This window comes from Oryzomicrobium sp. (assembly GCF_036820405.1).
Lineage (GTDB): Bacteria > Pseudomonadota > Gammaproteobacteria > Burkholderiales > Rhodocyclaceae > Oryzomicrobium.
This window is the reverse complement of sequence record NZ_DAISLS010000008.1, coordinates 123,724-145,965: the sequence shown is the minus strand read 5'-3', so window position 1 is coordinate 145,965 and position 22,242 is coordinate 123,724. Positions and strand designations below refer to the sequence as shown.

21 protein-coding genes are annotated in these 22,242 nt (G+C 68.9%); 15 read left to right on the top strand and 6 right to left on the bottom strand.

Annotation, left to right across the window (positions count from 1 at the left end; genetic code table 11):
* Window positions 1–8: 8 nt before the first annotated feature.
* From V7Z98_RS09330 to V7Z98_RS09305, 6 genes are all read left to right on the top strand, one after another.
* Complete coding sequence (locus tag V7Z98_RS09330) at window positions 9–377, top strand: response regulator (protein WP_334157755.1); 369 nt, start codon at window positions 9–11, stop codon at window positions 375–377.
* A gap of 10 nt (window positions 378–387) precedes the next feature.
* The gene (locus V7Z98_RS09325; RefSeq protein ID WP_334157754.1) at window positions 388–708 is read left to right on the top strand and encodes an STAS domain-containing protein; all 321 of its coding nucleotides are present in this window, start codon (window positions 388–390) and stop codon (window positions 706–708) included.
* Window positions 695–2,866, top strand: a complete 2,172-nt coding sequence (locus V7Z98_RS09320) for a chemotaxis protein CheA (protein ID WP_334157753.1) — start codon at window positions 695–697, stop codon at window positions 2,864–2,866. Before V7Z98_RS09325 ends, V7Z98_RS09320 begins: the two co-directional genes overlap by 14 nt.
* 111 nt (window positions 2,867–2,977) lie before the next feature.
* Window positions 2,978–5,131 (top strand): HAMP domain-containing methyl-accepting chemotaxis protein, encoded by a 2,154-nt coding sequence (locus V7Z98_RS09315; RefSeq protein ID WP_334157752.1) that lies wholly within the window; start codon window positions 2,978–2,980, stop codon window positions 5,129–5,131.
* A gap of 10 nt (window positions 5,132–5,141) precedes the next feature.
* Window positions 5,142–5,714, top strand: a complete 573-nt coding sequence (locus tag V7Z98_RS09310; protein WP_293263576.1) for a chemotaxis protein CheW — start codon at window positions 5,142–5,144, stop codon at window positions 5,712–5,714.
* 237 nt (window positions 5,715–5,951) lie between these two features.
* Window positions 5,952–6,530 (top strand): chemotaxis protein CheW, encoded by a 579-nt coding sequence (locus V7Z98_RS09305; protein ID WP_334157751.1) that lies wholly within the window; start codon window positions 5,952–5,954, stop codon window positions 6,528–6,530.
* Between the two features lie 5 nt (window positions 6,531–6,535).
* On the opposite strand, the gene V7Z98_RS09300 is transcribed toward V7Z98_RS09305, so the two are convergent.
* A complete protein-coding gene (locus V7Z98_RS09300) occupies window positions 6,536–7,975 on the bottom strand; it encodes an aminotransferase-like domain-containing protein (protein ID WP_334157750.1) in 1,440 nt (479 codons plus the stop codon).
* A 214-nt stretch (window positions 7,976–8,189) separates the two neighbouring features.
* On the opposite strand from V7Z98_RS09300, the gene V7Z98_RS09295 reads away from it, so the two are divergent.
* Entirely contained in the window at window positions 8,190–8,606 is a 417-nt protein-coding gene (locus V7Z98_RS09295; RefSeq protein WP_334157749.1) for a hypothetical protein, read from the top strand.
* A gap of 16 nt (window positions 8,607–8,622) precedes the next feature.
* Here V7Z98_RS09295 and pdxR read toward each other — a convergent pair whose 3' ends face one another.
* Window positions 8,623–10,134: a MocR-like pyridoxine biosynthesis transcription factor PdxR gene (gene pdxR / locus V7Z98_RS09290; protein WP_334157748.1), complete on the bottom strand. Its 1,512-nt coding sequence runs from the start codon at window positions 10,132–10,134 to the stop codon at window positions 8,623–8,625.
* A gap of 98 nt (window positions 10,135–10,232) precedes the next feature.
* On the opposite strand from pdxR, the gene V7Z98_RS09285 reads away from it, so the two are divergent.
* The 4 genes from V7Z98_RS09285 to V7Z98_RS09270 all read left to right on the top strand — a co-directional run bounded on the left by V7Z98_RS09285 (window position 10,233) and on the right by V7Z98_RS09270 (window position 15,954).
* Window positions 10,233–10,925: a pyridoxamine 5'-phosphate oxidase family protein gene (locus tag V7Z98_RS09285; RefSeq protein WP_334157747.1), complete on the top strand. Its 693-nt coding sequence runs from the start codon at window positions 10,233–10,235 to the stop codon at window positions 10,923–10,925.
* A 233-nt stretch (window positions 10,926–11,158) separates the two neighbouring features.
* Entirely contained in the window at window positions 11,159–11,449 is a 291-nt protein-coding gene (locus V7Z98_RS09280; protein ID WP_293263564.1) for a hypothetical protein, read from the top strand.
* A gap of 197 nt (window positions 11,450–11,646) precedes the next feature.
* Window positions 11,647–14,913 carry a fused isobutyryl-CoA mutase/GTPase IcmF gene (gene icmF, locus V7Z98_RS09275; RefSeq protein WP_334157746.1) on the top strand — a complete coding sequence of 1,089 codons (3,267 nt, stop codon included), beginning with the start codon at window positions 11,647–11,649 and terminating at the stop codon, window positions 14,911–14,913.
* Window positions 14,914–15,288: 375 nt separating this feature from the next.
* A complete protein-coding gene (locus tag V7Z98_RS09270; protein ID WP_334157745.1) occupies window positions 15,289–15,954 on the top strand; it encodes a bactofilin family protein in 666 nt (221 codons plus the stop codon).
* Window positions 15,955–15,986: 32 nt separating this feature from the next.
* On the opposite strand, the gene V7Z98_RS09265 is transcribed toward V7Z98_RS09270, so the two are convergent.
* The gene (locus V7Z98_RS09265) at window positions 15,987–16,775 is read right to left on the bottom strand and encodes a hypothetical protein (protein WP_334157744.1); all 789 of its coding nucleotides are present in this window, start codon (window positions 16,773–16,775) and stop codon (window positions 15,987–15,989) included.
* 250 nt (window positions 16,776–17,025) lie between these two features.
* Here V7Z98_RS09265 and V7Z98_RS09260 point away from each other — a divergent pair, with 250 nt between their 5' ends.
* From V7Z98_RS09260 to ettA, 4 genes are all read left to right on the top strand, one after another.
* Window positions 17,026–17,544 (top strand): peroxiredoxin-like family protein, encoded by a 519-nt coding sequence (locus V7Z98_RS09260; protein WP_334157743.1) that lies wholly within the window; start codon window positions 17,026–17,028, stop codon window positions 17,542–17,544.
* Window positions 17,541–18,128 carry a sigma-70 family RNA polymerase sigma factor gene (locus tag V7Z98_RS09255; protein ID WP_334157742.1) on the top strand — a complete coding sequence of 196 codons (588 nt, stop codon included), beginning with the start codon at window positions 17,541–17,543 and terminating at the stop codon, window positions 18,126–18,128. Before V7Z98_RS09260 ends, V7Z98_RS09255 begins: the two co-directional genes overlap by 4 nt.
* Window positions 18,122–18,331, top strand: coding sequence for a zf-HC2 domain-containing protein (locus V7Z98_RS09250; protein ID WP_293263552.1), 210 nt, complete (start codon window positions 18,122–18,124; stop codon window positions 18,329–18,331). Before V7Z98_RS09255 ends, V7Z98_RS09250 begins: the two co-directional genes overlap by 7 nt.
* A gap of 284 nt (window positions 18,332–18,615) precedes the next feature.
* Complete coding sequence (gene ettA / locus V7Z98_RS09245) at window positions 18,616–20,280, top strand: energy-dependent translational throttle protein EttA (protein WP_293263550.1); 1,665 nt, start codon at window positions 18,616–18,618, stop codon at window positions 20,278–20,280.
* 73 nt (window positions 20,281–20,353) lie between these two features.
* Here the strand turns inward: ettA and V7Z98_RS09240 are convergent, their stop codons facing one another.
* The 3 genes from V7Z98_RS09240 to V7Z98_RS09230 all read right to left on the bottom strand — a co-directional run bounded on the left by V7Z98_RS09240 (window position 20,354) and on the right by V7Z98_RS09230 (window position 21,984).
* Window positions 20,354–21,043, bottom strand: a complete 690-nt coding sequence (locus V7Z98_RS09240; protein ID WP_334157741.1) for a phosphatase PAP2 family protein — start codon at window positions 21,041–21,043, stop codon at window positions 20,354–20,356.
* Entirely contained in the window at window positions 21,043–21,498 is a 456-nt protein-coding gene (locus tag V7Z98_RS09235) for an HIT family protein (RefSeq protein ID WP_293263546.1), read from the bottom strand. The genes V7Z98_RS09240 and V7Z98_RS09235 overlap by 1 nt, the downstream gene beginning before the upstream one ends.
* 201 nt (window positions 21,499–21,699) lie before the next feature.
* The gene (locus tag V7Z98_RS09230) at window positions 21,700–21,984 is read right to left on the bottom strand and encodes a hypothetical protein (protein ID WP_293263544.1); all 285 of its coding nucleotides are present in this window, start codon (window positions 21,982–21,984) and stop codon (window positions 21,700–21,702) included.
* Window positions 21,985–22,242: the final 258 nt, after the last annotated feature.

The following is a 22,242-nucleotide window of genomic DNA, read 5'->3' as shown; positions in this document are numbered from 1 at the left end:
GCAACACCATGGCAAAGACCATTCTCATCGTGGACGACTCCGCGTCCCTGCGGCAGGTCGTCAGCATCGCCCTCAAGGGGGCCGGCTACGACACCGTGGAAGCCTGCGACGGCCAGGACGGGCTGAACAAGCTCAAGGCCCACAAGGCCCACCTGATCATCAGCGACGTGAACATGCCGGTGATGGATGGCCTGACCTTCGTTGCCGAGCTGAAGAAGCTGTCGGAGCACCGTTTCACCCCGGTGATCATGCTCACCACCGAGGCCGGCGAGGCCATGAAGCAGAAGGGCCAGGCCGTCGGCGCCAAGGCCTGGGTGGTCAAGCCCTTCCAGCCCGCCCAGATGCTGCTGGCGGTGGCCAAGCTGGTCCAGCCCTGAGGAGACGGTCATGGAAATTCATTGCCACAACGAGGGCGGCACCACCCGCCTGCGCTTCCAGGGCGAGTTCAACATCTACGCCGCCGGGGTCAAGGCCCAGCTGCTGTCCCTGTGCGCCGGCCCCGAGGTGCAACTCGACCTGGCCGAGGTGGACGAGATCGACACCGTCGGCATTCAGCTGCTGCTGCTGCTCTACCGCCAGGCCCGGGCCGAAAACCGCCGCCTGACCCTGGCCGAATGCAGTCCGGCGGTGTCGGGGCTGATCGAACTGTACGGGCTGCGCAAGGCCTTCGGCCTGACCCAGCCGGGAGAAGGCCATGAACGTGGATGAAGTCCTGCAGACCTTCGTCGCCGAAGCTCGGGAACTGCTGCTCGGCATGGAGGATTCCCTCCTCGCCCTGGAGCAGGACCCGGCCGACGGCGAAGCCATCGCCGCCACGTTCCGCGCCATCCACACCATCAAGGGCTCCGCTGGCCTGTTCAGCCTGGACGAGCTGGTGGCCTTCGCCCATGTGGCCGAAACCCTGCTCGACCGGGTGCGCAGCGGCCAGGTGGCGGTGAATGGCGCATTGATCGCCCTGCTCCTGGAGTGCGGCGACCAGCTTGGACTGATGGTCGGCCAGGTCGCCGGCGAGACGCTGGCAGAAGACACGGCCGCCGCCCATGCGGCACGGCGCGTCGATCTGGTGGCGGCCCTCCAGTCCCATTGCGGCGATACGGGCGCCACCGTGGCCACCACGGCGCCCGCGACGGATGAGCCGTCCCGCCTGGCGGCAGAAGAAGAGGTGGAGCGAGCGCATAACCAGGCCTGGCACATCTCCCTGCGCTTCGGCCCCGACGTGATGAAGCTGGGCATGGACCCCAGCGCCTTCCTGCGCTACCTGGGCACCCTGGGCACCATCACGCACATCACGCCCCTGTGGGACAGGCTGCCCCCGGCGGACGAGATGGACCCGGAGTGCTGCTACCTGGGCTTCGAACTGGACTTTCTCAGTGACGCCAGCCGGGAGGCCATCGATAGCACCTTCGATTTCGTCCGCGACGACTGCCGCATCGCCATCCTGCCGCCCCGGGCGGCCCTGGGCGACTACCTGCGGCTCATGGCAGAGGCCCCCGAGGGCACCGACCGGCTGGGCGAAATCCTGGTGGACAGCGGCGCCCTGACGGCGGCCGAGGTGGAGCGGGCCCTGGATCGGCAGCGCCGTGCCGCGCCGCCGCGCCTGGGCGAAATCCTGACCCAGGAGGCGGGGGTTCCCCCCGTCCTGGTCCAGGCCGCCCTGGACAAGCAGGCCAAGGTCCGGGACAGCAAGCCCGCCGCCAGCCGCTTCGTCCGGGTGGATGCCGACAAGCTCGAAGAGCTGATCAACCAGGTCGGCGAACTGGTCATCGCCGGGGCTTCCGCCGGGCTGCTCGCCCAGCGCAACGGCAACGGCGCCCTGATCGAAGCGGTGGCCCTGGTGGAGCGCCAGGTCGAGGTCATCCGCGACCGGGCCCTGTCCCTGCGCATGGTGGAGATCGGCGAATCCTTCAACCGCTTCCCCCGGGTGGTGCGCGACGTTTCCCGGGAACTGGGCAAGGACATCGAGCTGGTCATCACCGGCGCCGAGACCGAACTCGACAAGACCGTGGTGGAAAAGATCGGCGACCCCCTGATGCACCTGGTGCGCAACGCCATGGACCACGGCATCGAGCCCACGGAGGCACGCCTGGCCGCCGGCAAGCCGGCCCGGGGGCGGCTCGGGCTGAACGCCTACCACGAGTCCGGCAGCATCGTCATCGAAGTGGCCGACGACGGCGGTGGCCTCAAGCGCGACAAGATCCTGGCCAAGGCCCGGGAGCGGGGCCTGGTGGCCCCGGGCCAGGTGCTCGACGACCGGGAAGTGTTCGCCCTGATCTTCGAGCCGGGCTTTTCCACCGCCGACCAGGTCACCAACCTGTCCGGCCGTGGTGTCGGCATGGACGTGGTCAAGCGCAACATCGCCGCCCTGCGCGGCAGCATCGACATCGACAGCCGCGAGGGTGCCGGCACCACCATGCGCATCCGCCTGCCCCTCACCCTGGCGATCATCGACGGCTTCCTCATCCAGGTTGGCGGCAGCCCCTTCGTAGTGCCCCTGGACCTGGTTCAGGAATGCGTCGAATTGCCGGCCTGCGACCAACGCGCCCAGCCGAGCCACTACCTGGACCTGCGCGGCGAGGCATTGCCCTGCCTGAACCTGGGCCACCTGCTTGACCTGGAATCCTCCGGCGGGCGGCAGAACGTGGTGGTGGTGAAGTACGGCAACCGCCGCGCCGGCCTGGTGGTTGACCGCCTGCTCGGCGAATTCCAAACCGTCATCAAACCCCTCGGCCAGATGTTCCGCCATCTGCGCGGCATCGCCGGCTCCACCATCCTGGGCAGCGGCGAAGTGGCCCTGATCCTCGACGTGCCGCCCCTGGTGCAGCAGGCCGCCGATCAGGAAGCCCGCCGCCTGGGCCGCCTCGGCTAGGAGACGTCCCATGTGCCGCCTGACCCCACCTTCCACCCCTCCACCCGCCCGCCCCCTGCTTTCCCCATGTGACCCGAATCCATCCGCATTCTGCTTCCCAAGGAGCGCATCATGACCATGAAACAACGCCTCATCTTGCTGATCGCCTCGGCTGCCGTCGGCCTCATCCTGCTTGCCGGCCTGGCCGTCATCCAGATCAACCGGGTGTTCACCATCGCCAACTTCACCAACATCAACGTGACCCCCAGCCTGCAAGTGCTGCAGCGGGCCTATGAACCCCTGGCAATGATGCGCGCCCAGTTGTGGCAGCACATTGCCCAGGACGACAAAGGCTACAAGGCCGAGTTGGAAGGGCAGATTCGCACCAGCCTGACCAAGGTGGAAGACGGGCTGAAAGCCTATGAGCCGTTGGTTGCCGACGACAAGGACCGGCAACTGCTGCAAGCGGATCGGACTGCGCTGTCAGCCTACCTGACGCTGCGCGACCAGGCCCTGGCGTTGTCCCGGGAGGGGAAGTCGGCGCAAGCTCGCGACCTGGTGATGGCGAACCTGGGCGTGATTGGCAAGCTTGACGATGCCATGCGCGAGCACTTCGACTACAACCTGGAAATTGGTCACCGGTCGGCTACGGAGGCCCAAGAGGTGCTGGGGGCGGCGGTGATGCAGGCAATCATCATCAGCCTGGTGACCCTGGGGGCCGTGGTGGGACTGGGATGGCTCGTCAGCCGTACCGTGTTGCGCCAGCTTGGGGGCGATCCTGCTTACGCGGCAGCCTGCGTTGGACGGATTGCCAAGGGAGACTTGAGCGAGGAAGTGGCTCTGCAAAGTGGAGACAAAACCTCCCTTCTGGCCAGCATGGCCGCCATGCAAGGCACGATCCAGTCGCTGCTGAATGAGATGAACCACGTCAGCAGCGAGCACGACAAGGGCGACATCGACGCCGTGATCCGTGTCGAGCGCTTCCAGGGCGAATTCCGCACCATGGCCGAGGGGGTCAATGGCATGGTGGCAGGCCACATCGCGGTCAAGAAGCAGACCATGGCCTGCATCGCCGAATTCGGTCGCGGCAACTTCGATGCGCCCCTGGCCCGCTTCCCGGGCAAGAAGGCTTTCATCAACGACACCGTCGAACAGGTGCGCAGCAACCTGAAGGCCTTGATCGAGGACACGTCGACCCTGGCCGCCGCCGCCATGCAGGGGCGCCTGGATATCCGGGCCGACGCTGCTCGGCACGAGGGCGACTTCCGCAAGATCGTGGCGGGCATCAACGACACCCTGGACGCCATCATCGGCCCCCTCAACGAGGCCATGCGCGTACTGGCGGCGGTGGAGCAGGGCGACCTGACCCAGAGCATCGCCACCAACTACCAGGGCAAGCTCCAGGAGCTGCGCGACTGCGTCAATAGCATGGTCGAGCGCCTGGGCGGTGTGGTCACCGAGGTGCGCAGCGCCGCCGATGCCCTGACCAACGCCAGCGAGCAGATCTCCACCACCTCCCAGGCCCTGTCCAGCGCCGCCGCCCAGCAGTCCTCCAGCGTCGAGGAGAGCAGCGCCTCCATGGAGCAGATGAGCAGCTCGATCAACCAGAACACCGAGAACGCCGAGGTCACCGACACCATCGCCAGCAAGGCCGCGGCCCAGGCCGTCGATGGCGGCAAGGCGGTCACCGACACGGTGGCGGCCATGAAGTCGATCGCCGCCAAGATCGGCATCATCGACGACATCGCCTACCAGACCAACTTGCTGGCCCTCAATGCCGCCATCGAGGCGGCCCGAGCCGGGGAACACGGCAAGGGCTTCGCCGTGGTGGCCGCCGAGGTGCGCAAGCTGGCCGAACGCAGCCAGGTGGCCGCCCAGGAGATCGGCCAGGTGGCGGGCAACAGCGTGTCCCTGGCCGAGCACGCGGGCAAGCTGCTCGATGAGATCGTGCCGTCGATCAAGAGGACCTCCGATCTGGTGCAGGAAATCACCGCCGCCTCCAAGGAGCAGGCCCTGGGCGTGGGCCAGATCAACGGGGCCATGTCCCAGCTGACCCAGACCACCCAGCAGAACGCCGCCTCATCCGAGGAGCTGGCAGCCACCGCCGAGGAAATGACCGGCCAGGCCGAGCAGTTGCAGCAGCTGATGGGCTTCTTCAATACCGGCCACGGCAACGCCAGCGTCATCTCCTTGTCCCGGGCCGCCGGCAATCGCCGCGCCCAGGCTGAGGCACGTCATCAGCCGGGCCTGGAAGCGGCGGCCAGTGGCGACTTCGTCCTGTTCTGAGGAGCGCGCCGTGAGCACCCAGATCAACAGCCAGATCGGCATCGCCCGGCCCGAGGGCGGCGATGCCACCCAGTGCCTGAGCTTTCAGCTGGGCAGCGAGGTGTTCGCCGTGGGCATCCTCAACGTGCGTGAGATCATCGAGTACGGCCAATTGACGGCGGTGCCGATGATGCCGGCCTCGGTGCGCGGCGTGATCAACCTGCGCGGCGCCGTGGTGCCGGTGGTTGACCTGCGCCGCCGCTTCGGCGGCGAGTCCACCCAGGTGGAGCGGCGCACCTGCATCGTCATCGTCGAGGTGGTCCGGGAGGCCGAAGTCCAGGTGGTCGGCGTCCTGGTGGATGCGGTCAACGAGGTGCTGGACATCCCCGATTCCCGCATCGAGCCGCCGCCATCCTTCGGCACCCGCCTGCGCACCGACTTCATCCGCGGCATGGCCAAGATGGACCAGGGCTTCATCCTGATCCTGAACCTGGATCGGGTACTGGCCCTGGAAGAACTGGAGGCCCTCTCCGTCGGAGGCGGTACGGAAATGCCGGTGGTCGGAGAATCGGCCCCGCGCGATGCGGACGCCGTGCCGGCCTGAACGGCGGGATCGTCCAACCACGCAGCGGCAGGGCCTTCGGGCCTTGCCGCTTTCGTGTCTGCGTTGCGTGTCTGCGGCGTCCGGCCGGGTAGGAATTTCCCGACAGCAGGATCAGCCGCCGCCTAGCCTGGATTCCGCCTTCGCCGACGGTGCAGCGGCGCCCCGCCGGGTGTAATGGCGACATCGCCGTCCCGGCCGGGCCATTCCCGGATTCGGGTTGCGCCGAGGAGAACCGCCATGACCCGTACCCTGATCCGCCATCATGCAATCGCCGCCCCGGCCCGCCGCGAGGGCGCCGGGCTGGCCTGCCTCTGCTTCCAGTTGGGCGACGACGTCTGCGCCGTGCCCCGGGACCAGGTGCGCGAAGTGGTGACCCACGGCGAACTGATTGTCGCGCCCGGATTGCCGCCCCTGCTGAGGGGCGCAATCAAGCTGCGCCACTCCCTGGTGCCGGTGCTCGACCTGCATCCCCTCCTGGGGGGGCGGCCGCTCCAGCCGGGCATCGCTTCCCGGGTGGTCGTGGTGGCGGCGCGGCGGCGGGACGAATCGGTTTTGGCCGGCCTGCTGGTCGATGCCGTGGGGGATTCACTCGACCTGGCGCCGGGCCGCATCGAACCCCTGGCGGCGGGCCGCCCCGGCGCCGATGCCGCCGTGGTCCGGGGGCGGGCGTGCATGGATTGGGGCGAACTGATCCTGCTCGATCCGGCCCGGGTGATCGCCCCGGAAGTGCTGGCCTGGCTGGAAGGCGAGACGGACAGCCTGTCCGACGCCGCCAGCGGGAAAGGGGCGGCGGCGTCCGCCCGCCGGCTGCACTGAGCCGTTCAAGCTCCGGCCAGCCGGGCCACCACCCCGCCGAGGCGGCGGATGCCCTCGTCCAGCGCCTGGCTCCAGGGGGCGCCGCAGCTCAGGCGCAGGAAATGGTCGAAGCGTCCCGAGTTGGCGAACATCACCCCCGGCGAGACCCGGATGCCTTCGTCCAGGGCCGCGTCGAACAGCCGTTCCGAGGGCAACTGCCCGGGCAGCTCGATCCACAGGCCGAAGCCCCCCGGCGGCACGTTGAGCCGGGTGCCGGCGGGGAAATAGGCGGCCACCGCCTCGCCCAACCGCTCGCGCTGTTCGCGCAACTGAACGCGCAGCCGGCGCAGGTGACGTTCGAAACCGCCGGAACCCATGAACTCCGCCACCGCCAACTGGGGCAGGGCCTCGTTGGGCCGGGACTGGGCGTACTTGAGCATTTCCACCCGGGGCTTCCACTTGCCGGGGGCGATCCAGCCCAGGCGCATGCCCGGGGCCAGGGTCTTGTGCAGCGAGGCGCAGTGGATGACGTTGCCGGTGGCGTCGAAGGCCTTCAGCGCCGACAGGGGGGCATCGTCGTTGCCCAGGGCGGCGTAGGTGTCGTCCTCGATCAGGGCAATGCCCCGGGCCTCGGCCCAGGCCGCCAGGCGCGCCTTGTGGGCGTCGGGCATGATCGCCCCGAGGGGGTTTTGCAGGTTGGGCACCACCACCACCGCCTTGATGTTGGCGTAGGCATCCGCCGCCAAGTCCAGGGCCTCCAGGGAAATGCCGGTCTGGGGGCTGGTGGGAATCTCCAGGGCGCGCATCCCCAGGTTCTCCAGGATCTGCAACAGGCCATAGAAGGTGGGGGTTTCCACCGCCACCACGTCGCCGGGACGGGCCACGGCGCGCAGCGCCAGGTTGAGGGCCTCGACGCAGCCGTGGGTGACGATGATGTCGTCGGCCCCCAGGGTCATGCGTGATGCCAGGGCCTGCTGGGCCAGGGCGGCGCGGAAGGCCGGAGCGCCGTTGAAGGGCACGGCGGTGCCGAACAGGGCCGGCTGGCGGCGCAGGACGCGCATCGCCGCCTGTTGCAGGGCCGCCGCCGGATACAGACTGGGGGCGCCGCAGGCCACCGCCAGGTTGAGGGCGTCGGGCCGGGCCTGGCCCCGGGCCAGAATAGCGGAAACCTTCTGATGGATGCCGATGTACTGGGCCGGGTCGGGCAGGGTGGGGCAGGGTTCCTCCACCGGCGCCAGGCTGCCGCGCCGGGGCGGACGGACGAAGTAGCCGGAGCGGGGGCGGGCCTCCAGCAGCCCCAGGCTTTCCAGGTGCCGGCAGGTTTGTAGGGCGGTGGACAGGCTCACCCCGTGGCGCGCCATGAGGGCGCGCACCGAGGGCATGCGGTCGCCGGGGACCAGGGCGCCGGCGGCGATGGCCTGGCGGTAATGGTCGGCCATCTGGCGGTAGAGGGGCGGTGCGTCCATGGGGCCGATTATGGACCGGGCGCGCTGGGCGATACAGAACAGATACGGCCGGTTTGTTGCGGAACAGAGTGTAGAACCGGCCCCTGTTGCGCCCGATTCTGTCCGGCCGTGTGCCTGTCGGCGCCGGGGGTGGCCGATTAGGCTGGAGTCTCCTGTTTCCGGAGATTCCGCCATGTCTGCCCGCCCCTGCCCTTGTCCCGCGTCCGTCGTCCCGTTGCGTTCGAGGCCCGTTCCCCCGGCCGGAGCGGGAGCCACGCCGGCTGCCCGCCTGGCCGACGCCGGCCCGGCGCCCGCGCCGGCGATCCCCGAACCGGTCGTCCATATCCTGGCCCCGGGCCAGTCCCTGCGTATCGCCCTGCGGGCCGGGGCGGTGGTGCACGTCCAGTCTGGCCGGGGCGCCCTGATCGGGGCGCCGCGCTGGGTGGCGGAACAGTATTGCCGGGTGCGCTACCGCCTCGCCCCGGGCACGGTCCATGTGGTGCAGGTGGCTGGCTGGCAGACCGTGGCGGCGGACGGGGGCGGCCGGCTGGTGCTGACCCTGCGGGATGCGCCGGCTCCGGTGCCGCCACCGCTGCTGCCGGGCTGGCTGGCCCGGCTATGGGTGCGCCTGGTGGGCGGATTGCGGGGCTGAGGCTGGCTAAGGTCGGTCAGGGCCGGCGCCGCTGCGCGCCGCGGGCGTCGGCCAGGCCGGCGGCCAGCTGTTCCACCGCCGCCGGCAGGATCGCCGCGTCGGTATTGCCGTAGCCCAGCACCAGGCCGTTGCCCCCGGCCGGGGCGGTGCCGGCCAGGCAGTAGGCGCTCACCGGGCGAGGGTCCAGGCCGCGCTGGACCAGGGTGGCGACGGCGGCCCGGTCCGGCAGGTCCGGGGGCAGGGCCAGGGTCAGGTGCAGGCCCGCTGCCCCGCCGGTGACGGTGGCGGGCAGCCCGGCCACCGCCGGCAGGCGTTCGGCCAGCAGGCGGCGCAAGAGGGCCTGACGCTCGGCGTAGAGGCGGCGCATGCGTTGCAGGTGGGCGGCGAAGCGGCCCTTGGCGATGAAATCCGCCAGGGCGCGCTGTTCCACCCCCTGGCCCGGGCGCAGCAGGTCGGTGACGGCCCGGCCCAGGTCGGCGGCGATGGCCTCGGGGGCCACCACGTAGGCCAGGCGCAGTCCGGGCAGCAGGGTCTTGCTGAAGGTGCCCAGGTAGAGCACCGGGGCGTCCGTGTCCAGCCCTTGCAGGGCGGGTAGGGGGCGGCTCTCGTAGCGGAATTCGGCGTCGTAGTCGTCCTCCAGCAGCCAGGCGCCGCATTGCCTGGCCCGGGCGATCAGGGCCAGGCGGCGCTCCAGGCTGAGCACGGTGCCCAGGGGGTACTGGTGGGCCGGGGTCAGGTAGATCAGCCGGGGCGGCGCCTCGTCCCAGTCGGCGGCGGTGGGGGCCAGGCCCTGGCCGTCCACGGCGATGCCGCGCACGTCGAGGCCGGCCCAGGCGAAGGCGCTGCGGGCGCCCGGGTAGCCCGGGTTCTCCAGCCAGGCGGTGGCGCCGGCCTCGGCCAGCAGCCAGGCGCACACGGCGATGGCGCCCTGGATGCCCGGGGTGACCACCACTTGCTGCGGGGTGCAGCGCACCCCCCGGGATACCGCCAGGTGGCGGGCGATGGCCTCCCGCAGCAGGGGATCGCCCCCGGGCGGGCTGTAGTGCAGCTGGGCCGGGGTGGCGTCGCGCCAGGCCGCGTCGAGGCAGGCGCGCCAGGCGGCGAAGGGAAAGCGCCCCAGGTCCGGCACCCCGGGCGAGAAGGGGCGGGGCGGCCCGTCCAGGCCGTGGCGCCGGGCATTGATGCGGGCGGCCCGGTGGGCCAGAGGGGGCAGGGCAGAGGTGGTGGGCGGCGGCAGACGGATGTCCGCCGGGTCGCCGGCCATGCCGAGGGGCAGGGGCGCCACTCGGGTGGCGCGCCGGTCGGCCACCAGGTAGCCCTCGGTCACCAGTTGCTCGTAGGCGTGGATCACCGTGTTACGTGCCAGGGCCAGCTCCGCCGCCAGGGCGCGGGAGGCGGGCAGCTTGGTGCCGGGGGGCAGGCGACCGTCCAGGACTGCGCCGCGCAGGGCGGCGTAGAGGCCCTGGCGGCGCGGCCCGTCCGGGGATACGGCGGTTTTCAGGTGGTCGAGGAGGTGGGCGTAGTCCATCGCGTGGTTCTATCGTCTGTGCAAATTCTGGTTCTCGTTATGGTGCCACAGGGGCGTTAGGCTGGGCACCTCATCGTTCCATCCGTGAAAGCACTGCCATGTCCGAGACCGATTCCTCCTCGCTACCCACGTCGACCACGCCGCCCCGCCGCGGCACCGACGCCCCTTCGGAGCGCACCCGGGTGCGCCGCCATCCGGAGCGGGCCGCCTATGACCGGGAGAGCGTCAATGCCATCGTGGACGCGGCTCTGGTCTGCCACCTGGCCTTCGTCCAGGACGGCGTGCCCCATTGCATTCCCACCGCCTGCTGGCGCGAGGGGAGCCACCTGTACATTCACTGCGCCCGGGCGTCGCGGCTGGTGGAGGTGCTGACCGGCGGCACCGCCTGCGTCGCCATCAGCCATATGGACGGCCTGGTGCTGGCACGCTCGGCCCTGCGCCATTCGATGAACTACCGCTCGGTGGTGATCTACGGCACCTTCGAGGAGGTGGCCGATCCGGCGGCCAAGGCCGCGTCCCTGGCGGCGTTCCTCGACCACGCGGTGCCCGGGCGCGCTTCCCAGGTGCGGCCGCCGGACGACAAGGAACTGGCTGGCACCGCCTTGCTGCGCATCTCCCTGGACGAGGCGGCGGCCAAGGTGCGCAGCGGCCCGCCCAAGGACCTGCCCCAGGATCTGGAGCGGCCGGCCTGGGCCGGGGTGGTGCCCCTGCGGGTGGTGGCCGGCGAGCCCCGCCCCGAGGCGGAGTGCGCCGGCCTGGCGGTGCCGCCGCTGCCGGAGCGGTATCGCTGAGGCACCAGCCGGAAGCCAAGGCAGGGCGGGCGTTTCCAGCAGGTGTGCCTGGAAAGCCGCACCCTGCCTTGTTCTTTGCAGCCACTGCCCGGAAACCATTATCTGGCGCGGGGTTTGGCTTGGCCGCTTTTCGGGAGCCGTCCAATCGTTGCCGGATCGGCAGCGTCGGGCGCAACTTCCGCGCCGCCTGTCCGGTCATACCCAGTACCCCACAACCTGACGGGAGGCGTTCCATGAACAAGGTCATCTGGGTGCTGTGGCCATCCTTCGTTGCCGCGGCGGTCGCCGAATTCCTCTTCTTTTGGGTGATCAACCCGCAGCAGCTGTACTTCCTCGGCGGGACGGTGGAAATGTCGTCCTACGCCACCTATTCCCTGGGCTTCTTCCTGTTCTGGCTGATCTGCGCCGGCTCCAGCCTGCTCACCTGGTTCATGCTGCCCCAGCGCCCCCAGGCCGACCACGGCCATGCGCCGGCCGGCCGTACCGCGCCCCATCACGGTTCGGGCCTGACCCCGACCCCCTGAAAACCGTCCCGACCGCGCCGGCTGCGGGTTGCAGGAAGTGCGATGGCTTGCGGTTCGGTTAAGTTGACGTTGACGTCAACGTTAGCTAAGGTGCCATCACTCTCCGGCCCGGATTTCCCGGGCCCGCCCGTTGCGGCCGCCCCGTGCAGGATGGCGGCCCGGTTCGACCGCAGTGCTTGCCTTCCGGAACCTCGCCCATGACCGACCTTTCCGTTGCCCACAAGCTCGTCCCCTACAAGCCCCGCCACAAGGTGCGCTTCGTCACCGCCGCCGCCCTGTTCGACGGCCACGACGCCTCGATCAACATCATGCGCCGCATCCTGCAATCCACCGGCGCCGAGGTGATCCACCTGGGGCACAACCGGTCCGTGGGCGACATCGTCAACGCGGCGCTGCAGGAAGACGTGCAGGGCATCGCCATCACCTCCTACCAGGGCGGCCATGTCGAGTACTTCAAGTACATGATCGACCTGCTGCGCCAGCACGGCGGCGAGAACATCAAGGTGTTCGGCGGCGGCGGCGGGGTGATCGTGCCCTCCGAGATTTCCGAGCTGCACGACTACGGCGTGACCCGCATCTACTCCCCCGGCGACGGCCAGTCCCTGGGTTTGCAGGGCATGATCAACGAGGTGGTGGAAACCTCCGACTACGACCTGACCGCCGCCGCGCCCCAGGGCGTCGAGGCCGTGCTGGCCGGGCTGCGCTCCGGCGACCGGCGCACCCTGGCCAAGGTCATCACCGCCCTGGAGAACGGCGCCTACGGCGAGGATGTGAAGGCCGCCCTGCGCGAGGCTGCCGCCCAGACCGCCACGCCGACCCTGGGTATCACCGGCACCGGCGGCGCCGGTAAATCGTCGCTCACCGACGAGCTGGTGCGCCGCTTCCGCCTCGACCAGGACGACCAGCTCAAGCTCGGCATCGTCTCCATCGACCCGTCGCGCAAGCGCACCGGCGGCGCCCTGCTGGGCGACCGCATCCGCATGAACGCCATCGAGGGGGCCAACATCTACATGCGCTCCCTGGCCACCCGGGACACCGGCAGCGAGATTTCCGCCGCCCTGCCCGAGGTGATCGCCGCCTGCAAGGTGTCCGGCTTCGACCTGCTCATCGTCGAGACCTCCGGCATCGGCCAGGGCGACGCCGCCATCGTCCCCCACGTGGACGCCTCCCTGTACGTGATGACCCCCGAGTTCGGCGCCGCCAGCCAGCTGGAGAAGATCGACATGCTCGACTTCGCCGACTTCGTGGCCATCAACAAGTTCGACCGCAAGGGTGCCGAGGATGCCCTGCGCGACGTGCGCAAGCAGTACCAGCGCAACCGGGAGCGCTTCGCCGAGCCCACCGACGCCATGCCCGTGTTCGGCACCATGGCCGCCCACTTCAACGACGACGGCGTCACCGCCCTGTACCAGGCTCTCATCGAGCGCCTGGCCGAGTTGGGGCTGACCCTTCAGCCGGGCAAACTGCCCAAGGTGGCGGCCAAGCAGTCCTCCTACCAGCAGGCCATCGTGCCGCCCAAGCGGGTGCGCTACCTGGCCGAGATCGCCGAGACCCTGCGCGGCTACCACGCCCACACCGACGAGCAGGTCAAGCTGGCCCGGGAACGCCAGTCCCTGCGCATCTCCCGCGATCTGCTCAAGGGCTGTGACAAGCCGGTGGCCGACGTGGACGAGGTGCTGACCTGGAAGGACGGCCAGCTCGATCCCAAGGCCAAGAAGCTGCTGGAGCAGTGGCCCGAGATGCAACAGGCCTATTCCGGCGACGAGTACGTGGTGAAGATCCGCGACAAGGAAATCCGCACCAAGCTGGTCTCCGAATCCCTCTCCGGCACCAAGATCAAGAAGGTGGTGCTGCCCAAGTTCGGCGACGACGGCGAGGTGCTGCGCTTCCTGATGCGCGAGAACGTGCCCGGCTCCTTCCCCTACACCGCCGGCGTGTTCGCCTTCAAGCGCGAGGGCGAGGACCCGACCCGCATGTTCGCCGGCGAGGGCGACGCCTTCCGCACCAACCGCCGCTTCAAGAAGGTGTCCGAGGGCATGCCGGCCCACCGCCTGTCGACGGCCTTCGACTCGGTCACCCTGTACGGCTGCGACCCGGACGAGCGCCCCGACATCTACGGCAAGATCGGCAACTCCGGCGTGTCCATCGCCACCCTGGACGACATGAAGGTGCTCTACGACGGCTTCGACCTGTGCGCCCCGTCCACCTCGGTGTCGATGACTATCAACGGCCCGGCGCCGATCATCCTGGCGATGTTCTTCAACACCGCCATCGCCCAGCAGATCGACAAGTTCAAGGCCGACAACGGCCGCGCGCCCACCGAGGACGAGGCCGAGAAGATCCGCGAGTGGGTGCTGTCCACCGTGCGCGGCACCGTGCAGGCCGACATCCTCAAGGAAGACCAGGGCCAGAACACCTGCATCTTCTCCACCGAGTTCGCCCTGAAGATGATGGGCGACATCCAGGAGTTCTTCGTGCACAACAAGGTGCAGAACTTCTACTCGGTGTCGATCTCCGGCTACCACATCGCCGAGGCGGGCGCGAACCCCATCTCCCAGCTGGCCTTCACCCTGGCCAACGGCTTCACCTACGTGGAGAGCTACCTGGCCCGGGGCATGCACATCGACGACTTCGCCCCCAACCTGTCCTTCTTCTTCAGTAACGGCATGGACCCGGAATACTCGGTGATCGGCCGGGTGGCCCGGCGCATCTGGGCCGTGGCGATGAAGAACAAGTACGGCGCCAACGAGCGTAGCCAGAAGCTCAAGTACCACATCCAGACCTCGGGCCGGTCGCTCCACGCTCAGGAGATGGATTTCAACGACATCCGCACCACGTTGCAGGCCCTGATTGCCATCTACGACAACTGCAACTCCCTGCACACCAACGCCTACGACGAGGCCATCACCACCCCGACCGAGGAGTCGGTGCGCCGCGCCATGGCCATCCAGCTCATCATCAACCGGGAATGGGGCGTGGCGAAGAACGAGAACCCCAACCAGGGCGCCTTCATCATGGACGAGCTGACCGACCTGGTGGAAGAGGCGGTGCTCAAGGAGTTCGAGGCCATCGCCGCCCGCGGCGGGGTGCTCGGCGCCATGGAAACCGGCTACCAGCGCGGCAAGATCCAGGAGGAGTCGCTGCACTACGAGCACAAGAAGCACGATGGCTCGCTGCCCCTCATCGGCGTGAACACCTTCCTCAATCCCAAGGGCAGCGCCCAGGTGGAGATCGAGCTGGCCCGTTCCACCGAGGAGGAAAAGCAGTCCCAGATCCAGCGCCTGCGCGATTTCCAGTCCCGCCACCAGGCCCAATCCGGCCCCATGCTGGAACGTCTGCAACAGACGGCCATCGCCAACGGCAACCTGTTCGAGGTGTTGGTGGATGCGGTCCAGGTCTGTTCCCTGGGGCAGATCACCACCGCCCTCTACGACGTGGGCGGCCAGTACCGGCGCAACATGTGACCCGAAGGTCGCATCCGACCGATTAGTTGTGTCCCTCGGTAGTTATTCGGCCACGGCGGCGTCAGCCCCCGTGGCCGTTTCTTTTTTGTTCTGGATGGGGGCGGCGCCCGGGCGGTCGTGAGCGTTCTGTCTGTCGCTCTGGCCCGACAGGAAAATCCGCGAAAAAACAGCAACTAGGCCGGATGCATGGATTCGGCGTCGGGCTGGCCCGACACTATTTGTGCCTATCGTCGGCGATCGGGTGGCAATCGTGAGGTGAACCGCTGTAAACGCGGGGCTTGGCGTGAAGTGGCACGCTGCTTGCCATAGGTCGGGATGGCGTTGCGGCGGCTGCCGCGACGGTTCGACTTTGCCACTCCACCTTAAGGACCTTCCATGCTCAACAAGCAAAGCTTCTTCGGCAAACGCGAGGAAACCGCCCCCCTGCGCAACGACGCCCTGGCCCCCCGGGACACCCGCCTGTCCGGCGCCTCTGGCGCTGCGGTGGTGGCGCCGGCCGGCCTGCCGCCCCTCGGCACTCCCGGGCGGGCTCCCGCCGGGCCGGCCACCGCCAGCAGCCCGCTGAATGCGCCCGATGCGGGCAAGTCCGCCGCCAAGCCGGGGCTGACCGACGCAGTGGGCGGCAACCGCCTGATCGTCGGCCCCGACGTGAAGCTGAAGGGGGCGGAAATCCTCGACTGCGACACCCTGGTGGTGGAAGGCCGGGTCGAGGCCACCATGGACAGCCGGGTCATGCACATCGCCGAAAAGGGGGTGTTCAGCGGCAAGGTGAGCATCGACGTGGCCGAGGTGTACGGCACCTTCGAGGGCGAACTGACCGCCCGCCAGCAACTGGTGATCCATGAAACCGGCCGGGTCAGCGGCACCATCCGCTACGGCAAGATTCTCATCGACGAGGGCGGCGAGCTGTCCGGCGACATCAAGTCCCTAGACGCCGACACCCCGGTACTGACCCGGGCCGCTTCCGCCGGTGCGTCCGTTTCGAGCCTTTCGCCGTCCGCTCCGGCCGCAGGTTCGGCCAAGGCCGGCACGGATGCGTGACGGGCGCCCTGCTGCTCCCGCCCGGGCCGGGGTCAGTGCAGGGTCTGGCCTGCGGCGCCGGTCTCCCCGGCGGCGCCGCGGCTGGCCTCCTGCCAGCCCAGCACGGCTTGGGTGGCCTGGGCCATGATCTGCTCCCACTGGGGTTTCGGCAGTTCCCGGCTGAGCGCGCCGAACAGCGCCTGGGTGGTTTCTTGGCCCAGGCCGTCGCTGGCCAGCCGATGGGCCAGGCAGCGGATCTGGATGTGGGCCAGGGCATCGGCCACCAGCCGCCAGCCCACTTCCGGCATGGTCCGGGTCAGGGCTGCCATCATGCCGCCCAGTTGGCTGAGGATGGCGAATGCCTCGTCCCGCTCTTCGCTGGCGATCATGGCGTGCCAGATGGCCAGGTGCAGGTCGCGGCGCAGCCCGACCTTGAAGTCGATGGCATCGCCCTCGTTGTCCTGAAGGGCGCTGAAGGCGGCCTGGCAGCGGCCCTCGCCGGCCGGGTCCAGGGCGTCGCGCAGCAGCCCCACCAGCTCGCTCAGCCCGGCCATGGCCGAGGGGCCGAAGATCTGGGCGTAGGCCAGGCCCCACTGGTCCAGGCCGGCCAGCAGCATGGCGCGGCGCAGGATGCCGGCCTCCCCGTCACGGCCGCCCTCGGCGGCGGCGATCCATTCCTCGGCACGGGCGGCGATTTCCCGGGCGCCGGCGCGCCACTCCGCCTCGTTGCCTTCCAGGGACAGGCGGAACAGGCGGGCGAAAGCATCCTGGACGAGGCGAGCGGCGTAGGTTTGCAGCTCCCGGGAGGCCAGGGGGGCGAAGGTGTCGGCGGGCAGGGTCATGGCGCAATCACAAAAGACGGGCGGCACCCACGGCGCCGCGAGGGCAGGATTGTGCCCAATGCGCCGAGGGAGGGCAAAGGGCGGCACACGGGGGGAGCCGCCATCTCGCCGCTGGCAGGGTGTAAGGAATTGCGCCGGGGGAACGACAGATTGATTTAGCCTCTCCAAACGGGCGGCGCCGGCCTTCTGCCGCGCGCCCCTGACGACAATGCCACGGAGCCCCTCGATGACCGATCTTTGCCCTCGTCCCATGCCCCGCCACCCCGTCCCCGACCTGGCCGTAGCGACGGTGGACGGTTCCCTCTGGCGCCTTGCCGACCGGCGCCCGGAGCGCTTCACCCTGGTGGTGGCCTACCGGGGGCGCCACTGCCCCATCTGCCGCGCCTATCTCCAGGAGCTGGTCCGTCTGCTGCCCGAATTCTCCGCCCGGGGCGTGGACGTGCTGGCCGTTTCCGCCGACGACGAAGCCCGGGCCCGGGATACGCACCGGGAATGGCGGCTGGAGGGCCTGGCCCTGGGTTACGGCCTGTCCATCGCCACCGGCCGGGCCTGGGGGCTGTACGTTTCCACCGGCCGAGGCGCTACCTCCATCGGCATCGAGGAGCCGGCCCTGTTCACCGAGCCTGGTCTCTTTCTGGTGCGCCCCGACGGCACTCTTTACTGGGCGGCCATCCAGACCATGCCCTTTGCCCGGCCGGGGTTCGCCGACGTGCTCAAGGCCCTGGATTTCGTCATCGCCAAGGACTACCCGGCCCGGGGCGAGGCATGAGCGTTCCGGCGCCCGCTGCTGCGGACCTGGTCGGGCTGCGCCGCGACCTGCTGCGCTTTGCCGTGCTGCAACTGCGCGACGAGGCGGCGGCCGAGGATGCGGTGCAGGAAACCCTGCTGGCCGCCTGCCGCGACGGCGCCGGATTCGCCGGCCGGGCCCAGTGGAGCACCTGGGTGTTCGGCATCCTGCGCCACAAGATCGTGGACGCCATCCGCCAGCGGGTGCGCCAGCCCCAGCCCCTGGCCGAGATCGACGAGATTCCCGAGGACGCCTTCGACGACCTGTTCCGCCCGGACGGGCACTGGCGCGCCGAGGAGCGCCCGGCGGCCTGGGGCGATCCGGAAGCGGCCCTGTCCCGGGCCGAATTCTGGGAGGTGTTTCGGCTGTGCTTGACCCGCCTGCCGGAAAACACCGCCCGGGTGTTCATGATGCGGGAGTACCTGGGCTTCGATACGCGGGAAATCTGCGGCGAATTGTCGATTACAGCAGCCAACTGCTGGGTAGTTCTGCACCGGGCGCGCATGAGCCTGCGCCTCTGCCTACAGGAGCGCTGGTTTGCCGGCGAGGGGGGAATGTCATGCTGAACTGCAAGGAGGCGACCCGGCTGCTGTCCGATGCCCAGGAGCGGGAACTGGGCGTGCCCGCCCGGCTGGCCCTGCGCCTGCATCTGGCGATCTGCTCCGGCTGCCGCAACTTCGAACGCCAGATCGACGTCCTGCGCACCGCCACCCGGCGTCTGGGGGCGTGGCGGGACGAGGCGGGGCCGCGGGACGACGGCGAAACGTGAAACGTGGAGGGGCGACGGCGGGAGTGGCATGGCGCCGCTATGTTGCACCGTGGAAAGCCGCGCCAGTCCTCGATCCTGGCGAGGGTATGCCGAAGGTCCGCGCCAGTGGCGGTGTTTGTCCAAGGCTGCCCGGAAACGCCCGTCCTGCCTTGGGTTTGGGCGTGCGGCGTGGATGTCGCGCCCCCGGCGGCCGGTGCGGAACGGGCCCCGCGGGCGGGGCCGGGGTGAATCCCCCGGCGCTTTCCTCCATAATTCCCGCCTTTCGCACCAACCGGAAACCCGCAATGGCCCAATACGTGATGTCGATGCTCCGCGTGAGCAAGGTCGTGCCGCCCAAGCGGCAAATCATCAAGGACATTTCCCTGTCGTTCTTCCCCGGCGCCAAAATCGGCCTGCTCGGCCTGAACGGCGCGGGCAAATCCACGGTGCTGCGCATCATGGCCGGCGCCGACAAGGAATACGAAGGCGAGGTGCAGCACCTGGCTGGCGTGCGTATCGGCTACCTGCCCCAGGAACCCCAGCTCGACCCGGCCAAGACGGTCAAGGAAGAGGTCGAATCCGGCCTGGGCGAACTGCTCGAAGCGCGCCAGAAGCTCGAAGAAATCTATGCCGCCTACGCCGAGCCCGACGCCGACTTCGACAAGCTGGCCGAGGAGCAGGCCCGCTACGAGGCGATCATCGCCACCGCCGGCAGCGACGTGGAAACCCAGATGGAGATCGCCGCCGACGCCCTGCGCCTGCCGCCCTGGGACGCCACCATCGAGCACCTGTCCGGCGGCGAGAAGCGCCGCGTCGCCCTGTGCAAGCTGCTGCTGTCCAAGCCCGACATGCTGCTGCTCGACGAACCGACCAACCACCTGGACGCCGAGTCGGTGGAATGGCTGGAACAGTTCCTCACCCGCTTCCCCGGCACCGTGGTGGCGGTGACCCACGACCGCTACTTCCTCGACAACGCCGCCGAGTGGATTCTGGAACTGGACCGGGGCCACGGCATCCCCTGGAAGGGCAACTACTCCAGCTGGCTGGAGCAGAAGGAAGCCCGCCTGGAGCAGGAGCAGAAGCAGGTGGACGCCCACATGAAGGCGATGAAGCAGGAGCTGGAGTGGGTGCGCTCCAACCCCAAGGCCCGCCAGGCCAAGAGCAAGGCCCGCCTGTCGCGCTTCGAGGAACTGTCCTCGGTGGAGCACCAGAAGCGCAACGAGACCCAGGAAATCTTCATCCCCGTGGCCGAGCGCCTGGGCGACAAGGTGATCGAGTTCAACGGCGTCACCAAGGCCTTCGGCGACAAGCTGCTGATGGACAACCTGAGCTTCGCCATCCCGCCCGGGGCCATCGTCGGCATCATCGGCCCCAACGGCGCCGGTAAATCGACCCTGTTCAAGATGATCACCGGCCAGCAGCAGCCCGATTCCGGCGAAGTGGTGGTGGGCCCCACCGTGCAGATGGCCTACGTGGACCAGAGCCGGGATTGCCTGGACGGCAGCAAGACCGTCTTCGACGAGCTGGCCGAGGGCCGCGACATCCTGCAGATCGGCAAGTTCGAGATGCCCAGCCGGGCCTACATCGGCCGCTTCAACTTCAAGGGCGGCGACCAGCAGAAGCTGGTGGGCAACCTCTCCGGCGGCGAGCGGGGCCGGCTGCACCTGGCCAAGACCCTGATGGCCGGCGGCAACGTGCTGCTGCTCGACGAACCCTCCAACGACCTGGACGTGGAAACCCTGCGCGCCCTGGAAGACGCCCTGCTCGAATTCGCCGGCTGCGCCCTGGTGATCTCCCACGACCGCTGGTTCCTCGACCGCATCTGTACCCACATCCTGGCCGCCGAGGGCGACTCGCAATGGACCTTCTTCCCGGGCAACTACCAGGAATACGAAGAGGACAAGCGCAAGCGCCTGGGCGAGGAAGGGGCCAAGCCGAAGCGCATCCGCTACAAGCCGATCAGCCGCTGATCGCGCCGGTACGCAGACGTTGCGACAAAAAACCCGCCAGTTGGCGGGTTTTTTGTTTGAGTCGGAACAACAGCTACGGCCGGTAGCGGGCCAGCCGGTCGGCACAGGCGCGCAGCGACAGCAGGCCGGCCACGCCGCCCAGGGCGATACCGGCCACCATGTCCACCGCCACGTGCTGCTTGGTCGCCAAGGTCGAATAGGCGATGCCCAGGCACCACAGCCAGTTGGCCTGGTTGAGCCAGGCCGGGGCCTCGATGCGGTGCAGCAGGGCTTGCAGCCAGCAGGCGGAAAACACTGCGGTGGCCACGTGCAGGGACGGGCAGGCGTTTCCTGCCGCGTCGATGCCTTTCATGAAGGCGAAGCCCGGGTACTGGCCCCAGTCGATGTTGGCCGGCGGTACGGCGGTGGGCCAGAAATAGAAGCAGGCCAGGCCGAACAGGCAGAGCAGGGCTGCGGCCAGGCCGAAGGCGGCCAGTTCGGCAAAGGTGAACAGCAGCAGGGTGGGCAGGGAAACATAGACCCACAGCGACAGGTACAGCGGCAGGGCCAGGGTCTGCACCCCCACGGCCTCATCCAGCCACAGTACCGGCATTTCGGTGACGACGCCGCTCGGGTTCTTGAGCAGGTGCACGTAGGCGACGAAGAACAGGGTGATGAACACCGTGGTGCCCGCGGCCTTCAGCCACCACAGGCGGAACATGGCCGCCAGCAGGGGGCGGCCGCGCAGGGAGCCGGAGGCGGCGAGAAGGCTGCTGGCGGCCATCACGCGCCCTGGCCGCTGCCCAGGGCGGCGCGCAGCCGGGCGGCGTAATCGTCCAGGGCGGCCCGGGGCGGGTCCTTGCGCGGCCAGCTGAGTTCGATGCCGTCGTCGGCGTGGCGGGGCAGGACGTGGATGTGGAAGTGGAACACGGTCTGGTTGCCTTCCACCCCGTTGGCCTGGAACAGGCTCAGGCCGGGCGGATCGAAGGCGGCCTGGATGGCGTGGGCGATGCGCTGGGCGGTGCGCATGGCGGCGGCCGCCTCGTCCGGAGTCAGGTCGAACAGGGTGGCGGCGTGGCGCTTGATCGCCACCAGCACGTGGCCGGGATTGACCTGGCCGATGTCGAGGAAGGCGATGGTCTGGTCGTCCTCATACACCGTGGAGGCGGGGATCTCGCCAGCCACCAGACGGCAGAAGATGCATTCGCCCGGGGGCGAGGTGTCGACGAACATCGGCATGGAAACTCTCCTGTGCGTAAGGTGGGCAGTGGGCCGAAGACGCGAGCATAAAGGAGAGTGACCACTTACGGCTATCGCCGCCCGCCATGCGGAGCGGCGGCCGAAAACGCCAAGGCCCGCTCCAGGAGGGGCGGGCCTTGGGCAGACGCGCCGCCTGGCTATCGAGGACGGCCAGGCGGCGGGAAGAGGGGTTGGTGCGGTTTAGTGTTCGGCCTTGAGGCTGGCGGCGAACAGGGCTTCGGAGCGCTCGGGGAACTGGAAGGCGGTGAAGGTGCGGTGGATTTCGGCTTCGTTCACGCCCTGGCCCTGGTCTTCGAAGCGGATGCCGATCTGACGGCCGTTGGAAGCAAGGGTGGTGAAAGCGTAGCGCCAGCGTTGGGCCTCGGCCAGCCGCTCGCGCAGCTCGCGTTCGTTGCTGATGACGACCCCGGCGCGCTTCAGGGAATCCAGAAAGTCGTCGAAGGATTCGTTGCTAAGGCTACCCATTGCTATCTCCGTTGGATGTGCGGTGATTGCTCACCATGGGGCGAATAACGCGGCACGAGCCGGGAAGTTGACGCGATATTTACGCGGAGCGTGAAATATTTCCGCCCCGGTGTGGGGGAGTTGCTGCTGCATTGCGGCAATTTCCCGGCGAAATCCCTGGATTTCGCCGCCAGTTGGCGGCATAATCCTGCGCCAAAACAATGTGTTGCAAAACGTAAAGAGAACTTCCGGGCCTTTCGGGGGGCGCCGGGAGGGCGC

Excerpts from the sequence above, each read along its gene's own strand:
- V7Z98_RS09330 (WP_334157755.1), top strand. The coding sequence starts at position 9 with ATGGCAAAGACCATTCTCATCGTGGACGACTCCGCGTCCCTGCGGCAG.
- V7Z98_RS09325 (WP_334157754.1), top strand. The coding sequence starts at position 388 with ATGGAAATTCATTGCCACAACGAGGGCGGCACCACCCGCCTGCGCTTC.
- V7Z98_RS09320 (WP_334157753.1), top strand. The coding sequence starts at position 695 with ATGAACGTGGATGAAGTCCTGCAGACCTTCGTCGCCGAAGCTCGGGAA.
- V7Z98_RS09315 (WP_334157752.1), top strand. The coding sequence starts at position 2,978 with ATGACCATGAAACAACGCCTCATCTTGCTGATCGCCTCGGCTGCCGTC.
- V7Z98_RS09305 (WP_334157751.1), top strand. The coding sequence starts at position 5,952 with ATGACCCGTACCCTGATCCGCCATCATGCAATCGCCGCCCCGGCCCGC.
- V7Z98_RS09300 (WP_334157750.1), bottom strand. The coding sequence starts at position 7,975 with ATGGACGCACCGCCCCTCTACCGCCAGATGGCCGACCATTACCGCCAG.
- pdxR (WP_334157748.1), bottom strand. The coding sequence starts at position 10,134 with ATGGACTACGCCCACCTCCTCGACCACCTGAAAACCGCCGTATCCCCG.
- V7Z98_RS09285 (WP_334157747.1), top strand. The coding sequence starts at position 10,233 with ATGTCCGAGACCGATTCCTCCTCGCTACCCACGTCGACCACGCCGCCC.
- V7Z98_RS09280 (WP_293263564.1), top strand. The coding sequence starts at position 11,159 with ATGAACAAGGTCATCTGGGTGCTGTGGCCATCCTTCGTTGCCGCGGCG.
- icmF (WP_334157746.1), top strand. The coding sequence starts at position 11,647 with ATGACCGACCTTTCCGTTGCCCACAAGCTCGTCCCCTACAAGCCCCGC.
- V7Z98_RS09270 (WP_334157745.1), top strand. The coding sequence starts at position 15,289 with ATGCTCAACAAGCAAAGCTTCTTCGGCAAACGCGAGGAAACCGCCCCC.
- V7Z98_RS09265 (WP_334157744.1), bottom strand. The coding sequence starts at position 16,775 with ATGACCCTGCCCGCCGACACCTTCGCCCCCCTGGCCTCCCGGGAGCTG.
- V7Z98_RS09260 (WP_334157743.1), top strand. The coding sequence starts at position 17,026 with ATGCCCCGCCACCCCGTCCCCGACCTGGCCGTAGCGACGGTGGACGGT.
- V7Z98_RS09255 (WP_334157742.1), top strand. The coding sequence starts at position 17,541 with ATGAGCGTTCCGGCGCCCGCTGCTGCGGACCTGGTCGGGCTGCGCCGC.
- V7Z98_RS09250 (WP_293263552.1), top strand. The coding sequence starts at position 18,122 with ATGCTGAACTGCAAGGAGGCGACCCGGCTGCTGTCCGATGCCCAGGAG.
- ettA (WP_293263550.1), top strand. The coding sequence starts at position 18,616 with ATGGCCCAATACGTGATGTCGATGCTCCGCGTGAGCAAGGTCGTGCCG.
- V7Z98_RS09240 (WP_334157741.1), bottom strand. The coding sequence starts at position 21,043 with ATGGCCGCCAGCAGCCTTCTCGCCGCCTCCGGCTCCCTGCGCGGCCGC.
- V7Z98_RS09235 (WP_293263546.1), bottom strand. The coding sequence starts at position 21,498 with ATGCCGATGTTCGTCGACACCTCGCCCCCGGGCGAATGCATCTTCTGC.
- V7Z98_RS09230 (WP_293263544.1), bottom strand. The coding sequence starts at position 21,984 with ATGGGTAGCCTTAGCAACGAATCCTTCGACGACTTTCTGGATTCCCTG.